At 60.1% G+C, this 14,712-nt stretch carries 16 protein-coding genes and 1 pseudogene; 10 read left to right on the top strand and 7 right to left on the bottom strand.

Annotation, left to right across the window (positions count from 1 at the left end):
- Positions 1–58: 58 nt before the first annotated feature.
- The 3 genes from U1738_RS00305 (at position 59) to U1738_RS00295 (ending at position 1,225) form a co-directional block, all read left to right on the top strand.
- The gene (locus tag U1738_RS00305) at positions 59–367 is read left to right on the top strand and encodes a conjugal transfer protein TraD (protein WP_332787045.1); all 309 of its coding nucleotides are present in this window, start codon (positions 59–61) and stop codon (positions 365–367) included.
- A 31-nt stretch (positions 368–398) separates the two neighbouring features.
- Positions 399–638, top strand: coding sequence for a conjugal transfer protein TraD (locus tag U1738_RS00300; RefSeq protein WP_332787044.1), 240 nt, complete (start codon positions 399–401; stop codon positions 636–638).
- Between the two features lie 83 nt (positions 639–721).
- Positions 722–1,225, top strand: coding sequence for a Ros/MucR family transcriptional regulator (locus U1738_RS00295; protein ID WP_332787043.1), 504 nt, complete (start codon positions 722–724; stop codon positions 1,223–1,225).
- A gap of 19 nt (positions 1,226–1,244) precedes the next feature.
- On the opposite strand, the gene U1738_RS00290 is transcribed toward U1738_RS00295, so the two are convergent.
- From U1738_RS00290 to U1738_RS00280, 3 genes are all read right to left on the bottom strand, one after another.
- Positions 1,245–2,159 (bottom strand): HEPN domain-containing protein, encoded by a 915-nt coding sequence (locus U1738_RS00290; protein WP_332787042.1) that lies wholly within the window; start codon positions 2,157–2,159, stop codon positions 1,245–1,247.
- Between the two features lie 130 nt (positions 2,160–2,289).
- Positions 2,290–2,631 carry an RNA polymerase sigma factor gene (locus U1738_RS00285; RefSeq protein ID WP_332787041.1) on the bottom strand — a complete coding sequence of 114 codons (342 nt, stop codon included), beginning with the start codon at positions 2,629–2,631 and terminating at the stop codon, positions 2,290–2,292.
- Positions 2,628–3,377, bottom strand: coding sequence for an ArdC family protein (locus tag U1738_RS00280; protein ID WP_332787040.1), 750 nt, complete (start codon positions 3,375–3,377; stop codon positions 2,628–2,630). The genes U1738_RS00285 and U1738_RS00280 overlap by 4 nt, the downstream gene beginning before the upstream one ends.
- Positions 3,378–3,786: 409 nt before the next feature.
- Here U1738_RS00280 and U1738_RS00275 point away from each other — a divergent pair, with 409 nt between their 5' ends.
- Complete coding sequence (locus tag U1738_RS00275; RefSeq protein WP_332787039.1) at positions 3,787–3,999, top strand: helix-turn-helix transcriptional regulator; 213 nt, start codon at positions 3,787–3,789, stop codon at positions 3,997–3,999.
- A gap of 59 nt (positions 4,000–4,058) precedes the next feature.
- On the opposite strand, the gene U1738_RS00270 is transcribed toward U1738_RS00275, so the two are convergent.
- The gene (locus tag U1738_RS00270) at positions 4,059–6,320 is read right to left on the bottom strand and encodes a putative bifunctional diguanylate cyclase/phosphodiesterase (protein ID WP_332787038.1); all 2,262 of its coding nucleotides are present in this window, start codon (positions 6,318–6,320) and stop codon (positions 4,059–4,061) included.
- A 53-nt stretch (positions 6,321–6,373) separates the two neighbouring features.
- On the bottom strand, positions 6,374–8,047 hold the full coding sequence (locus U1738_RS00265; protein WP_443026959.1) for a ShlB/FhaC/HecB family hemolysin secretion/activation protein: 1,674 nt from the start codon (positions 8,045–8,047) through the stop codon (positions 6,374–6,376).
- Positions 8,048–8,253: 206 nt separating this feature from the next.
- Here U1738_RS00265 and U1738_RS00260 point away from each other — a divergent pair, with 206 nt between their 5' ends.
- From U1738_RS00260 to U1738_RS00255, 3 genes and pseudogenes are all read left to right on the top strand, one after another.
- Positions 8,254–9,873 carry a FecR domain-containing protein gene (locus tag U1738_RS00260; protein WP_332787037.1) on the top strand — a complete coding sequence of 540 codons (1,620 nt, stop codon included), beginning with the start codon at positions 8,254–8,256 and terminating at the stop codon, positions 9,871–9,873.
- Complete coding sequence (locus U1738_RS20245) at positions 9,851–10,207, top strand: PilZ domain-containing protein (RefSeq protein WP_443026958.1); 357 nt, start codon at positions 9,851–9,853, stop codon at positions 10,205–10,207. Before U1738_RS00260 ends, U1738_RS20245 begins: the two co-directional genes overlap by 23 nt.
- A gap of 272 nt (positions 10,208–10,479) precedes the next feature.
- Positions 10,480–10,587: pseudogene (locus U1738_RS00255) on the top strand (IS5/IS1182 family transposase); the annotation flags it as partial.
- Here U1738_RS00255 and U1738_RS00250 read toward each other — a convergent pair.
- Positions 10,538–10,660 (bottom strand): hypothetical protein, encoded by a 123-nt coding sequence (locus tag U1738_RS00250; protein WP_332788235.1) that lies wholly within the window; start codon positions 10,658–10,660, stop codon positions 10,538–10,540. The pseudogene U1738_RS00255 and the gene U1738_RS00250 sit on opposite strands and share 50 nt — an antisense overlap.
- Positions 10,661–10,902: 242 nt before the next feature.
- Positions 10,903–11,184, bottom strand: a complete 282-nt coding sequence (locus U1738_RS00245; protein WP_332787036.1) for a hypothetical protein — start codon at positions 11,182–11,184, stop codon at positions 10,903–10,905.
- Positions 11,185–11,536: 352 nt separating this feature from the next.
- Here U1738_RS00245 and U1738_RS00240 point away from each other — a divergent pair, with 352 nt between their 5' ends.
- The 3 genes from U1738_RS00240 to U1738_RS00230 all read left to right on the top strand — a co-directional run bounded on the left by U1738_RS00240 (position 11,537) and on the right by U1738_RS00230 (position 14,704).
- Entirely contained in the window at positions 11,537–12,073 is a 537-nt protein-coding gene (locus U1738_RS00240) for a hypothetical protein (protein WP_332787035.1), read from the top strand.
- 26 nt (positions 12,074–12,099) lie between these two features.
- Positions 12,100–12,474: a hypothetical protein gene (locus U1738_RS00235; RefSeq protein ID WP_332787034.1), complete on the top strand. Its 375-nt coding sequence runs from the start codon at positions 12,100–12,102 to the stop codon at positions 12,472–12,474.
- 1,669 nt (positions 12,475–14,143) lie between these two features.
- Positions 14,144–14,704: an FxDxF family PEP-CTERM protein gene (locus U1738_RS00230; protein WP_332787033.1), complete on the top strand. Its 561-nt coding sequence runs from the start codon at positions 14,144–14,146 to the stop codon at positions 14,702–14,704.
- Positions 14,705–14,712: the final 8 nt, after the last annotated feature.

Raw genomic sequence — 14,712 nt, 5'->3', positions numbered from 1 at the left:
CGCTGATCGACCGCTTCGATAACTGGTGCGTCCTCAAGACGCAATTGAGGAGGATCCGATGCGCAAACCCCGTGACTTCGATTCGGAACTGAAGGCACTTGGCGACAAGGCAAAACTGCTCAGGGAGCGCCGGCTGCATCAGCTGGGCGAGCTGGTCATCGCGACCGGGGCCGATGCTCTTTCCGTGGAACAACTGGCCGGGCTGCTGCTCGCCGGAATCGAGAGCAAGGACACGAGCGCGAAGGAGAGCTGGCGCAAGCGTGGCGCGGCCTTCTTTCAGCGCACGGCGCGGGCTGCTGGACCTGCTCGCGACCACGCGGGCGGCGGCGCGCCGGGCGGTGGCAGCACGTCATCGTCTGGAGGCTAGACGTGCACGAATAGACATGCGGACCTGGGTCGTGACGCGCCGCGAACGCACGCGCCAGTTGATCGAGCTCGGCGGGCTGGTGGCAAAGTCCGGTATCGTCGATCTGGTCGATGACGACCGCGCCGTTATCCTTGGCGCGTTGCTAGATCTCGCGGTGCTGTTGCAGGCTGACGATCGCGATGAGATGATTACACTGTGGCGACGGCGCGGAAAACGGGCTTTCGATACTCTCACCGCCTCACCAGTCGCTTTATTGCGCGATCCCCATTAAAAGATTTGAGTGCAGGGCATGGTGGGAACTGACACGGTTCAAATCGACAACCTCTGCCACAATAAAGATAAGGGTACGCCAGAATGACCGAAGACTTTTCTCTTAACGCTGTCGAGCTTGCCGCCGAACTGACGATCGCCTGGCTTGGCAACGCGACCAATCGCGTCTCTGCAGACGACGTGCCGGCGTTCCTGCGCGCAATGCATGCCACGATGAGCGAACTGACCGGTGCACAGGGTGCTGCTGCCGGAGCGACAGATGAGCCCGCCCTGGCCGAAACATTTACGCCTGCAGTGACGGTGCGCAAATCCCTGGCGTCCAGGGATCACATCATCTCGATGATCGACGGCAAGCCGTACCGCACCCTGCGACGTCATCTCACCACCAATGGCATTACGCCCGAACAGTATCGCGAGCGCTACAATCTGAAGGCCGACTATCCGATGGTCGCGGAGAGCTATTCGGAAGCGCGCCGCGCGATGGCGATGAAGATCGGCCTCGGGCAAAAAGGCCGCGCGGCAAAAGCGGCAGCCGCAAAGCCCGCTGCAAAGCCAAAGCGCGCACCACTTGCGGTCAAGTTTGACTGAACGCGCAAGTGCCGGGGGATTAGAGATCGCCCGGCGCGAGCCGTGCCTCGCAGACCTGTTTTACCAGTGCCTGCAGCACGGCGACACGCTCGCCGAGCCAGCGCAGCTCGTCATCACCGATCTCGTAGTGCGGCGAGTAGCGCGCGTTGACATATGCCTGGCGCAGCAGCTCGAAACTTCGACGGCTGAACCTGTCGTTGCGGGGCCAGGCCGCGATCAATTCCGGCGCGACCTGCTCGGCCTGCGAGCGCAGGAAATTGAGCCGGTGCGACTTTGGTGAGTACAAAGTCAGCACTAGAAGAACGCAGTGATAAAGGCGCTCCGAAGCTTGATGCAGCGTGAAGGCCGCGTCCGCTTTCCAAGTCTTATTTTGCCCCTCCAGCCTTTGAAGTTCGGCCGTACGAATGGATTGTGATGCGAGCGCAAACCAATGGTCGAAATGACTGGTTGCCTCTGTTCGTGCCTCATCGGGCGGCAGTTGCCGCGGCGCTGCAAAGCAGAAACCCTCAGCGTCGTAGAGAGCCACGCCCTGCTTCACGATATCGACGAAGAACGGTCGCCCGCGCTCGAGCTGGGCATTCACTTCGTTCAGGCTGTGCACGATTAGGCTGACCGGCGCGGTCAGCGCATCTGTTATCGTCGTATCCCGCATCAGCCGATCCTCTGTCGGTGACCAGAACTCGAACTCGGTCAGGCGCTCGTCGCTGACGACCACAAGGATGTCGTAATCGGATTTGTAGCCGCCAACCGGATCATCGACCCAGTCGCCGCGGGCGTATGAGCCGTACAGCACCAGCTTCAGGACGCGCCCTTGTTTGGCCCATTTCTGGTTGCCGCGGGCGTGCACGGCTTCGAACTCCTCGAACAGCACGCGAACGACGTGCGCCAGTTCGCGCTGTTTGGACTTGGGAAGATGGTCGAGGGTATCGCGCATGACGTGATCCTAGCGAGCCATGACAGGAAAGCACAGGCTCGCCCGGCTGCCACCGGACGCGCCCCGCGCGGGCGTCAGATGGCAACCGGGCTGCCTTGCGCCTGGATTGACCGGCGTGCAGTTCGGGCGGTCAATTCCAAAGTCGCGCAAGGAAGGAATGCCAGCGACGTTGCCACGGCGTGCGCTCGTCGCCACCCAGGTAACGCGAGAGTTGATGGAAAGCTCTCGCGATGTGCCGCTCGACCTGTCGCGGCGTGATGACGACGATCCGTCCGATCTCATCGTAATTGAGGCCGTCCAGCCGATGCGCGAGAAAAATCTCGCGGGTGAGGCGCGGCAACGTGCGCATCGCACGCTCCATCATCGCAAGTTGTGCCGGGTCGGCCGGGATGTCGTCCCTGACGGAGCTGGAAGCGGCGGACTGCCCGGACGTATGCCGTGCGCGCGTCAGCTCGTTTCGTGGGTCGATCATGCGCCCGCCTCCCGATCGATCGCATCGCCGGCATCAGGGCAGAACCCAAGGAGGAGATCCGCCGCCTTGCTGGCAGCGCTTGCGGCGCGGAAGATTGCCTTGTCATCCTCGCGCAGCACGGCAAGCCAGCTGCCGATATAGTCGGCGTGCCTTACAGTCGGCTGGACCGAAAGCGACGCGCAGGCAAAAGCGCTCACCAGCTCCGCGACCAGTTCCTCCCGCGCATAGTCCGGCGTGCCGAACCCGCCGCGTTGATCCCGGTCCAGCCGGCTGTGATGCCCGGTCCAGTGACCGAGCTCGTGGAGCGCCGTGCGATACCAGTTGATCGGCTCGCCGAACGCTGCCTGGGGCGGTAACGCGACAAAATCGCGACCGGGCGAATAATACGCCTCGCCACCCCCGATCCGCACGTCCGCGTTGCTGGCGTCGATCAGCGCCTTCACTCGTGGCAGGATTTCCGTTGCGGGCAATGCGCCTGGAACGCTGACCAAGGCATCGGACAGCCCCTCGCATTGATCCAAATTGAACACGGTGAAGCGCTTCAGGAACGCCACCTGCCGCACGTCGCGATCTTCGTTCTGCGCCCGTGCGGCTTCGTCTTTCGGCACGAAGCGATCGGCGTAGCAGACCATGGTCCCCTTCTCGCCCCGTCGCACGGTCCCGCCCGCTGCCTGGGCCTGCCGGTAGGTCAGCCAGCGTTGCGAGCTGAACCGCCCACTGGTCACCGCCGCCCACAGGATCAGCACGTTAATCCCCGAAGGGCCGCAACGCAGTGGAGGAGCCGGGCACAGCCCGGTTTGCGACCCGCCGCGACGGGCCTACCGGAGAGCGACGCCCATCCCCGCCAGGTCGCGTGCCGGAGGCACACGCCGATCGCGCAAGCGATCGACCGCATGGCCGGGCGAAACGCACGGCCATTATGTCAGTGATCGCGATCCGAATGGACCGGGACGCATGGCGGCCCGGCGCCGCGCCAGCGGCGTAGAGCGCGATGTCGCCAAAGCGGCAGACGCTCATCCGAGTTCGCCGGGCGACGCCTACGCCAAGGCTGGTTTTACATCGCCACCACTCGCCGGCGTCGAGCTACCTCTTGCTCTTATCGGAAGAGACGCATGTTCTGTTCAACACCACTCATCGCAGCACCCCCGGGATACCATGGCCAACGAACACGAACGCATCCTGCGCCTCAATGCCGTCCTTGATCGGACCGGGCTAAGCCGGTCCTCGCTCTACCGTAAGGTCCAGAGCGGCACGTTCCCAAAAAGCGTCCAACTCAGCGCGCGATGCGTCGGCTGGCACGCCTCCGCCGTCGATGACTGGGTGCGCAATCCCGTCTTTTACGATGTTGTAGACAACCGCCGCGCCTGATCAGTTGAAGCGAACTTCGCCAGCAGAAAGGCTAGAGATGGCGTTGCAAGACATCGATTTCACGCCGCCTTTGGAAATGCCCGGTCAAGCAATAGAAGAAATTGTGCCAGTGGGACTGGCTTAGAAATGAGGTAGCCCTGTATCAGATCGCAACCGCAGACGCGGAGGTAAGCCAGACATTCCGCATCCTCAACGCCTTCAGCGACGACCTTCAGGCCAAGGTTGTGCGCCAGTTCGATGGTCGATCGCACCAGCAATGCATCGTTGGGATTACGGTGAACGTGCTGCACGAAGCTGCGATCGATCTTCAACTCGTTGAGCGGAAGCTGCCGGAGATAGGTCAGGGTCGATTGGCCGGTTCCGTAATCGTCCATCGAAACGGCAATGCCAAGGTCGCGGTACCGCCTCAGCGCGGCAATCGCCCTGATCGGGTCCGACATCGTCGCGGACTCGGTGACTTCGAACACCAGAGACGATTTCGGCAATCCGGAAGCCTCGATAATATCTTCGACCTTGGTGTTGAACGAAGCGTCGGACAGCAGGTTTGCCGAGATGTTGACCGCCGCCGTGACGTCGGCATGCGTTGTTCGCCATTTTGTCAAATCGCGGACGACCCTGCGGAGGACGTAGAGCGTCATCGGCTCGATGCGATTGGTCTTTTCCGCCAGCGGAATGAACAGATCGGGTCCAATGAAACCGCGTTGCGGATGTTTCCAGCGGACGAGCGCCTCGACGCCGGTGATGCGATCTTCGCGGAGATTGTATTTGGGCTGATAGAAGACCTCGATCTGGTCTGCTGCCAAGGCTTCGTCCAGCTCGCCCATCAGCGAAATCGCGACTTCGCGATCGTGCGTGTCGTGCGCGCTGCTGCGCCAGAAGACCCCTGCCCTCAGCGCATCGTCAGCCGCAATCACCGCCTCGACCAGCAAGTGTTCGGTGCCACCCACCCCTGACGACGCACCTGCCGAAGCAGACACATCGACCCGGCGTCCGGCCACCTCGACCGGCTGGCGCAGCACCAGGCGAAGGCCGTCCAGCGTATCGTCGATTGGCTGGTCGGCCGGCAAGGTGAACGCCAATTGCCGCTCGCTGGTCCGAAATACGCGCCGGTCATCGGCGATCAGCGCAAGCCGTTCGGACACGCGGACGACGACGTCGCTAACCAAGCGGATGCCCAGAACGGCCAGCAGGCTATCGTAATTCTCGATCTGGACGGCGACCAGCGTCGTAGCGTTGCCCGTGCCTACGCACGCATCCATTGCACGGGCATTTGGCAATCCGGTCGCCTCATCGATCGTACGTTGCACCCTGAAGCGGTCGCACGCCTCGCGTAACGCGCAAGCGGTACCGGCCAGCAGGATCACGCCAAGCGCGGCGGCCAGCGGGTATGTGAGCAACAGCCAGTGCTGCGCCAGCAGGACGAGCGCCACGATCACAACGAGCGACAGCCCGCTGGTGAATATCAGGCGTCGGGTCGATGCAGCCGCTATCATCGCTGCGGCCGCAAGCAGCGCGATGAGATATGGTACGAGCGCCGCTCCCTCGCCCGGCACCCCGCGCAATAGCGTTTCCGCCGCCATCGCCTGCACCACGACGCCGGGGATGACACCCCATTGCGGCGTTCCGTATCGATCGCCCATCTCAATCGCGGTCGCCCCGATCAGGACGCTATGGCCTCGCACCGTCGCGCGATCAAAGCGTCCCCGCACGACATCGATGAAACTGAGGCGCGGGATCGTCGTGGGGTCAATCGACATGTCGATCGGGAAGTCGGTGTTGGCGGCACCGGACCGCTGCGCGATGTAGGCCGACAGTGACGGTCGCGGAATGCCTGCGGTCATCGTGCCGAACGGCATCGTGCGGACCTGTCCATCTGGATCGGGGGCAATATTCACCGACGCCAGAGCGACGTTGGAGCGCAATTCGGGAATAGGCAGTGCGTCGATCGTGCGCTGATCGGTCAAATTGGCGCTCTGCCCGAAGGTCGGCAGGGCCACTTTGCCCTCCGCCCGAGCAAGCGCGGCCGCAAATGCGTGATCCCCGGCCGCGTCAGACGAAGAGGAAAATTCAACGTCAAATACGATCGGCGCGGCGCCCGCTTCATTCAGCCGGTCCACGGCCATGGCATAATACGAACGGGACCACGGCCAGCGCCTGATTGCCGCCGTGCTCCGAGCATCCATTTCGACGATGACCACCTTGCCGCTGGCGGCGCGATGCACGACCCCGAAACGCACTGGCGAAAGCGCCCTGTCCATCGCCGCGCCAGTGACGCTCAGCGACAAATACAGTCCGAACAGGGCCGCAGCCGCAAGGATCATCCAAGACGACGAGCGAACCCGCATCAGTCTGGCATAAAGGTGAGCCATCCGAGTCAGAACACGCGCGATAGTCGGAAGGATATGCGCGGCTGGCGGTTCTTCGTATCGAACCGGTCCTGATTCAACGGGAGCGCCACCTCCAGCATCCCGTCGAGGCGTCCGCGACCCAGACGCAGCCCGGCCGCAGTCGAGAGTAGCGTGCCGCCGCCCGACCCGTTTCGCAAATTGCCGACATAGCCGCCATCGACGGCACCATAGATTTGCGCGCGATCAATCACCTTACGAACGACGCGGCCCAGATTCATCCGCAATTCCGCGCCGCCGAGGATCCCGTCGTCCCCCGTCCGCTCAGCATAATCATATCCGCGCCCGAACGATGGTCCGCCGACGCCGATCTCCATCGTCGCCAGCAGCGGGCGCGACGCGATCTGCGCCTGCGACGACAAGGCGAGGCTGAAGCGGGAGGCGATCGGTGCGACCCATTCCAGATCGTAAGTGACCGTCAGGAACCGCGCATCGCCGTCGCTGCGTGAGGTGCGCAGGTCGCCTTCATGCGTCACGCCGGGAACAGGCAGGCCGGCGACCAGCGCGACCGAGCCACGCAGGACGCCCGGCCCGACGCGGCTATTGCCGTTCAGCGCGCCAGTCAGCGTCGCCAGCCGATCGTCCCGCAGATCGCTGCCGAGCAACGTCTGGTGGCTGCGCAGAGCGCGCACTTCAAGAGTCGCCCACACACTCTTTCTCTGTGCACGGATCAGCGGCATCGACAGGCCGAGGCTGCCATCGACGCTTTCGCCGATGACCCGCAGGGGCAGCAGCGATGCCCCGGGATGCGCGCGGCCATAAGATCCGGAAACGGACAGCGTCGTGCCAGCCGCGCTCAGCGGGCTTGTGTACCGCCCGCGCACGAAGAAGAATTCCGAAGGCTGGAAAGGCGTCTGCGCGCTGATCAGGCCCAATTCGTCGCCCGGCTGCACGATGCCGCGCAAGCTGCCCAGGACGGTGGAACGGATCGGCCCCACCTCCGTGCTGCCGCGATTGTCGATCTGAGCGTAAGCCCCGAACCAGTCTCGCTTGATCGTGACCAGCAGGATACCGAACCCGTCTTGGTGAATGTATCGGCTCTCCACCACCGAGACGCCAGGAATGTCGCCGACCAGAAGTATCGCCCGTTCGAGCGTATCGCGACGAACTGGGCGACCCGTCACCAGCGCCCTCGTCAGGATCCGGTCGGCCAAAGCGTTGTTCGCGCCGATTACGCGAACCGCGGAAAGCATGCCGGCATCGAGTCTTACGCGCAGGATGCCATCTCCGATAATTTGTCGTTCGACCCACGCATTGGCAAGCGGATAGCCTTCGGATCGCGCTTTCGCCGCGATTTCTGTAGCAAGCTTTGTCAGATCGCTGTTGGTCAAATCGCGACCGATGTAGGGGACAATGGCGTCGGCAAATGCGCTGCGCGGGATTTCTGCAGCACCGACTATCAAAATTGAGGACGCGACCCGGGGTAACTCCTCCTTCGAAACTTGCGACGAAATTGTCGGTCCGACGAGAAGTGTTGTGTCAGGCTCGCCAACGGGTTGAGGAGGCTTGGGCAGCGAGCGGACGACAATCGACGGGTCTGCCTGATTTAAGCCGACCTGAGCGAAAGCTGCCGGGGGCGCGATCGTTGCCGACCATAAGATCGCGCTTGCTGCCCAAAAAAAAATACCAACGCCGCGTTGCATCCACCATCCCCAATCCACGTAAGCGTCAAGGTAGTGGTCAAGCGTTTCCAAAAGGTTAGACGATGGGGGTTAGTGAATGCGCTATTTACCCTCTCACTGAACACCATCTAAAATTCTGCGGCCTTATCGCCAATCCGAGATGTACGGGATGGAGATTCGTTTTGCGCAAACACTTGATCGCTGTTTTGGCCGCAAGCTGTTCATCCGTGGCAATCGCCAATGATCTCGGCTGGAAGGTCAGCGAAACGAGCGGCAACGTGCAGATCGCACATAGCGGCGTAACGAAAATAGCCGCGCGGGGGTTGCAAGTTGCGGACGGGGATACGGTGACCACCGGTCCCAGCAGTCGGGCCGTCCTCGTACGCGGAACCGAATATATGATGGTGGCCGCCTCGTCGCGCCTACGTCTGCCGGCCGAAGTTCAGGCGACCGGTTTCACACAGGTCTTCGCCGAGGTCGGCAACATCGTCTTCATGATCAAGAAGAAGATGACGCCGCATTTCGAAGTCAAAACACCATATCTCGCCGCCGTCGTGAAGGGCACGACTTTCTCGGTCGGCGTGACGTCTAAAGGGGCCTCGGTGCAGGTGCTCGAAGGCGCCGTCGATGTCGCCACGCCGGATGGCGGTGCCCACGATCTTTTGCGGCCGGGATCGGTCGCGATTGTCGGCGTACAAGATTTGTATCGCATGCGGATCGAGACAAACGGCGTAACGAGGGTATTGGTATCACCCGCTGCGCCCTCGGTTCCTGAACTGCCGCAAGCCACCTCAACTTCCGTTATGCCACTCGCTGAACCACCCGCGATTAATTCCGACACTTACGCATCCCCTGTATCGCTGGCGACGGTCACCGGCGGTCTCGTGACTGGCACCACGGGGGGGAACGCCGATATCGCCGATATCGCCAGCGCGACCAAGGCGGCAACTGAAGCGTCGTCTTCGGCAACGAAATCCGTTGAAATAGCAACCAAATCCATCGCCGCCGCAGACGCGCAGGATCGAGCGACCGCCGCCGCCGATACACAAAAACAAGCAGCTGCTGCGGCATCGAAGGCAAAGGCCGACGCGGACCAAGTGGCGCTTCTAGCCGACGCTGCAGCCCAGCAATCCGCCAATGCCGCCGCACTGGCAAATGCCGACAAACTCAAGAGCGACGCCAGCTCGGCGGCTGCTTATGCGGCGGCACAAGAGGCCGCCCAGGCGGCAGCTTCGGCCTCTGATGCCGCCGCAAAGGCAGAAGCAGACCGCGTCGCTACCGCAGTCGCTCGCACCCAAGCAGATGCCGCATCCGCGGCCGCAGCGAAGGCCGCGGCTGATGCTGCCACTGCGGCCCAATCGGGGGACTCCGCGGCACAAGCTGCGGCCGAGAAGGCCGTTAGGGACGCTGCAGACGCCGCTCAAAAGGCTTCCACTGCGGCGGCCGACGCAGCAAAAGCAGACGCTGAAAAAGCTGCAAAGGATGTAGCAAAGGCTGACTCAGACAAAGCAGCTGAAAAGGCCGCTAAGAATGCAGCCAAGGCGGCTGATGACGCGGCGAAGGCTGCGGCTGAGCAGGCAAGCAAGACGGCTGATGAAGCTGCAAAGGCTGCCGATAAAGCCGCTGCAAAGGTCGCCGCAGATTTGGCCAAGCAGCAAGAAAAGCAAGCCCAGGAGGCAAAAAAGGCGGCGGACGACGCCGCGAAGGCTGCAGAGGCCGCGGCCAAAGCTGCAAGCAAAGCTTCCGATGACGCCGCAAAGGCGGCGGAGAAGGCACTGAAAGACAACGGAAACAATAGTAACAACGGAAACGGCAACGGCAACGGTGGCGGCAACAAAGGTGGCTGAACCGAGCTCGCGGCCATCCGTTGAATCTCAACACATAACGCTGGCGCCGGGTACTTTCGAGCGGATCGTATGGCGGCAGAAAAGTTTTCAGCCCGGCTTCTGGATCGAGCGAGGCGAACGCATAGCATTGCATCTCCTCGATATTTCCGAAAATGGTGTTCGCGCTCATTCAGCTCGCCCACCTGCTATGGGTGAGAGCGTACTCGTACATTGCGACCTGCCGTTGGGTCGGGCGATTGTGCGATGGGTCTCGGCCAAAACGTTTGGGCTGGAGTTCGTAGTTCCACTAACGTCTAACACGGTCTCCGCTATTCTCCAGCTTCCGCCGAGATAACCGCTAGGTGTGTTCTTACAGTTTAATTCTATTAGCTTCACTCTGCCCAGAAACGTATAATTTTTTCAATCCTTGCAGAACGGTCGCTGGCGAAAAGCCGTGTTCGTAAAAGAGGAATGTCCATATAACTGTTTGCAACTCTCGCTGCTTCACTTTGCGCGATGATCGCCCTGCCTGCTAGCGCAGCGACATTCTTGGGTGCGACGACTCCTGGGTCAGGACCCGTTAATGTGAGCGTCGCGATCTGTTTCAGCCTCTGCTAGGAGCCGGGGGTGAGCGACCTGCAGTGGCTGACGGGCTTGCAAATGGCGCGGCTGGAGCCGTATTTCCTCAAGAGTCACAGCAAGCTCCGGGTTGATGACCGGCGGGTGTTGAGCGGGACAGCAGGCTGCCGGTGTCACGTTGCGTAGCGACGGACACGAAAATGCTGTTGAGATCGGTCAGCTTGGTCATGACAATGGTCCTTGTTCGAGGCGGGCGGCACGCTTGCCGCCCGCACCATCCACAGCCCCGCCGATCTTATGTTGGCTGGGCAGGCGGCCGAAGTTCGGGCCGGAATTCAGTGCGCCGACAATTGCTCTGCTTGCAGCACAAGCCGAATGGGTTGCGAAGAGAATTTTCCGACGACCTGCACACCGTCACAAATCAGACGATCGAGGCTGCTTCCGATGCGAAAGCAGCCTCGTCAACCAGTGTTATTTCGGGTCGGTTGTGGTGTGAGTTTCTGTCGTTGTTTTTTTCACCGTATTCACAGGTGTCTGATGGCGATGGCGGACAGTCCGGTGTCGAACGACCCTATGAGTGGTGGGGGCAGTCGTTGTCTTTTTGGTCGTAACCTTGGTCGCAACGGTCGTTGTGTGATGCTCGGACTGCATCGTTGATGCACCCGCCTCCACCTTGGTCTGGGCAATCGCCGGTGCGGCGGCGACAATCGACATTGCGGCAATGCAAATGGCAAGTTTTGAAAGATTGGTCATCACTACTCCTATCTACCACCTCTTATGGGCGGCGGCGCTTAATGAACTCCGGCGGCACCGTTGTCTTGTGAATAAATCACAACGTTTCGCACCGCGATCGCTGGGCGCCCTGCCCGCGCGGGCCAGTCATGTATTGAGCATCGTCATTCTCGCAACCGGACGCCGAGTAGATGACTATGGCCGTTTGGATCGCCAGCGGTAGGCTGTCGTCGTAAAGAATCAAATTCGGGGCTGATGGCCCGTCCCGTGGTCATCAGTAATTCTGAACTAATGATAACGGCCTTGTTCAGAATGTTGTCATTTGGTCTTCACTAATCATCATGTGTCGCAGAGTTTTTCGAGGAGACGCACGGTGCTTAAGAAGATAACCATGGCTATTTCGCTTGCTGGTGTGGCTCTGAGCGGTGTTTCAGCGGCTCCTGCTGTGGCCCAGGGTTACAGCGGCGATCGATATTATCAAGGTCGCAACACCGACGATGACTACGATCAATCGGACCGCGAAGACCGCCGCTACGAGCAGCGTGCCCGAGCTGAACGCGAAGCCCAATACGCCGAGTATCGACAGCGTGAAGCACAGCGGCGCTATGTCGAGCAGCGTCGCGCGCAATATGCCCGGAATGCACGCTCGGACGAATACTATGACCGCGACGGTAACAGCTATCAGCAGCGCGGCAATTATCAGGATCAGCGTTCCTCCTACCAGGGTCAGCGGTGCAGTTCCGGTACGACCGGTGCCATCCTCGGGGCCGTGGTTGGAGGGTTGCTCGGACGCGAAGTTGGACGCGGCGGTTATTACAACCGGCCGAGCACGACAGGGTTGATCCTCGGCGCCGGCGGTGGGGCGCTGGCTGGGCGCGCCATCGAGCGCAGCAATAGCCGCTGCAGGTAGACACCATTTATCTCGGAGAAGTTGTTATGTTACGTGCACTAGCAATCGTTGCGGCTTTAGCCACTGCAGCTGTGTCGCCTTTGGCCTCTGCCCAGACGTCCGGCGGGATCACGCTAACGTTTGGAACCGGAGGATATAGTAGCTACGGTGATGGTGACGACGATGATGATTACGGTTATGGTTATGGCAGTCGCGGCGGATATTCGACCTACAACCCGCAGGTCGACCAGCGGTATGACTATCAAAACCGCTACGTTTCGCAGGCCTATCAGCGCGACTTGCAGCTTTACCAGTGGCGACTGCAACAATGGCAGCAAGATCAGCAGCGCCGGCTCTATTGGGAACAGCAGCGGCGCATTGGACATGACTGGCGCTACGACTACGATGACGATGACGATTGAAGTTCTGCTATTGATGGAAATCACGGGTGTTGGGAGGCAAGCGTGTCAGCCGATCAACCCCGATGATGCCAAATTTTCATGATCCGTAAATCGAGGACCCCGCAGTCTAGTCCGTTTTGTTGCTTCCATTTATCACCCGAGGTGGTCCGGCTGGTCATAATAATTTAAGTCCACTTTCGCTATCGGTGCTGAATGTCGAAGAACTTCTGTTGAGCGCAGTATCGACATTTGCCACAAGCCGGTGCTAATGTTGTATAACAGATTCCGCCCGATGCTCGCCGTTGGCGTTTATTAGCAGCCGGTCTCGCACATGCGCCGCTTCCTAGCTTGGCAGTGGCATCTCAATAAAATGTAGGCTGAGCTCAACTGCGAGATAGTCTATCTGTTGTGAGCGATCAATCACGAGGGCGAAATCCTCGAAAGCTACATCATTCGGAGCTAGGACAAGGACGCCGCTTTCCGCTTTGTGAAGAAGGCGCTCGAGCGTCATGGCTCTCGGCCGAAATAATCACGGAAAACTGGCGGAATTACGGCGGGGCAACAAACTCGCTCGGCAACGCCGATCCACACCTGCCGCGAGTATGGGCGTTCCTGGTCATTTAGCGTTCGCGCGTTTCGACGATCGTTATTTCGCAGCGAAAAGCCCGAGTCTAAGTTATTTGTGGCCTGAAAACGCGGGTAAACGATAAGAGGTTGCTACGGTCTTTTGTAGCCGTTTGCTTTCCGTGGTCAGAAGCAATTCAAATCAACCTCTGATGAGTGCCGACGCTTCATTTTTAGATTTTGATGGTACCACTGCGGTATGACGTGGATTTGTAAAATGCGAGGGCACCTCCCGGCGACCGTAATTTGGAACGAGGGCCTCGAGTTTTCGAGATGCTCCCGATGTTCCGCTGATCTCATCCGTCAGCCAGGATGTGAATGGGAGGCTGTTCCGGCCGGGCTGCGCGTGGTGTGGCATGCGCCGGGTCACCAAGGGCTTCATTGGAGCAAGGCGTTAGGACGTGCGTTCAGATAACGAGATTTTCACGCGTCTGAGGCCATCCTTTTAACAATAAAGCGTGGTGTGGTCAGTCCGATCAACTGCATTCTGGTGCGTGTGGCCTCCTGCGTGCGTGCGAGTTCTGCCGCTATTTCTCGTACGGTCTGGCCTGCTTTAACGCGCCGGCGGAGATCCGCATAATCCTCGTCGGTCCATTTTCTGTTGGCCACTTGAACCCCCCGTCAAACTGATTGCAAAATTCGCTAATCGAAAGAGCCTGAGAATCCGCTAACGGCCGGTGTCCCATGCGTAATCAAGATCAAGATACCACGCCAATACGCTTGTGCTGAGCCCAATGAGAACCACTGTTGGGTACGTCTGGTCAAGCGCCGGACAGCGTGGCGGGTAACATTGTTAAAACACAATGTAAGAGCAGCGGAACGAAAACAGGGCCAGTAGAGTTTAGAAATTAGCCGTAGGTCTACAATCAAAAATGCATTACTTTTCAATGACCTGTCGCTGGTGCTTACACCTCGCGACGTGACGGCTACCGAAATGAGTTAGATCCGGGATTGGCATGAAACATGCCTCTACTCGACCGCGTCTGGAAATTCTTTTCCAGCTCGTTTTACGTCGAAACGATCCGACGTTGGATCAGCATAATCTAAATCAAGGATGAGGTTTTTTATGAAAAAGTTTTTGTTGGCAGCAGTGGCATCAACGGTCGCGTTCGCGGCCGCTCCGTCTGCCCAGGCGGCCCAGTTCCTGACGATCACCGGTCCCAGCGGCACCTATGGCGACGACGCCGTGACCTGCGCGAACAACGGCGTGTTCTGCTCATTCACGCGCACGTTCACTTTCACGACGCCAGTGGGTTACAATCTTGCCAGCTCCGACATCTCGTCGCTGTTGACCGGTAATAACATGGCCACCAATATCGACTTTACGACGGTTACGCTGAACGGCGTCAACTTCAACAACCTGTCGAGCGGTGTCCAAGAGTTCCGCAATCTGCTAAACCAAACGCTCGTCGCCGGCGGTGTCAACACGCTGTTCGTTTCGGGCAATGTCGGCGCAGCCGGATCTACAGAACCTGCCGACGCGTCGTTCTCAGGCAACCTGTCGTTCGCCACCGTAACTGCAGCTGTTCCTGAGCCTGCAACCTGGGGTCTGATGGTCGTCGGGTTCGGCATGATCGGCAGCGCAGCGCGCGGCCGCAAGGCAAAGACGACCGTCCGCTTCGCATAAGCGTTCGT

Origin of the sequence: Parasphingomonas caseinilytica, from assembly GCF_036663755.1 — a bacterium.
Taxonomy (GTDB): Bacteria; Pseudomonadota; Alphaproteobacteria; order Sphingomonadales; family Sphingomonadaceae; genus Sphingomonas.
This window is presented reverse-complemented; position numbering and strand designations above follow the sequence as displayed.

What these genes read in the sequence shown, in the direction of transcription:
- U1738_RS00305 (WP_332787045.1), top strand. Translation starts at nt 59, where the DNA reads ATGCGCAAACCCCGTGACTTCGATTCGGAACTGAAGGCACTTGGCGAC.
- U1738_RS00295 (WP_332787043.1), top strand. Translation starts at nt 722, where the DNA reads ATGACCGAAGACTTTTCTCTTAACGCTGTCGAGCTTGCCGCCGAACTG.
- U1738_RS00290 (WP_332787042.1), bottom strand. Translation starts at nt 2,159, where the DNA reads ATGCGCGATACCCTCGACCATCTTCCCAAGTCCAAACAGCGCGAACTG.
- U1738_RS00285 (WP_332787041.1), bottom strand. Translation starts at nt 2,631, where the DNA reads ATGATCGACCCACGAAACGAGCTGACGCGCGCACGGCATACGTCCGGG.
- U1738_RS00275 (WP_332787039.1), top strand. Translation starts at nt 3,787, where the DNA reads ATGGCCAACGAACACGAACGCATCCTGCGCCTCAATGCCGTCCTTGAT.
- U1738_RS00270 (WP_332787038.1), bottom strand. Translation starts at nt 6,320, where the DNA reads ATGATCCTTGCGGCTGCGGCCCTGTTCGGACTGTATTTGTCGCTGAGC.
- U1738_RS00265 (WP_443026959.1), bottom strand. Translation starts at nt 8,047, where the DNA reads ATGCAACGCGGCGTTGGTATTTTTTTTTGGGCAGCAAGCGCGATCTTA.
- U1738_RS00250 (WP_332788235.1), bottom strand. Translation starts at nt 10,660, where the DNA reads ATGACCAAGCTGACCGATCTCAACAGCATTTTCGTGTCCGTCGCTACG.
- U1738_RS00245 (WP_332787036.1), bottom strand. Translation starts at nt 11,184, where the DNA reads ATGACCAATCTTTCAAAACTTGCCATTTGCATTGCCGCAATGTCGATT.
- U1738_RS00235 (WP_332787034.1), top strand. Translation starts at nt 12,100, where the DNA reads ATGTTACGTGCACTAGCAATCGTTGCGGCTTTAGCCACTGCAGCTGTG.
- U1738_RS00230 (WP_332787033.1), top strand. Translation starts at nt 14,144, where the DNA reads ATGAAAAAGTTTTTGTTGGCAGCAGTGGCATCAACGGTCGCGTTCGCG.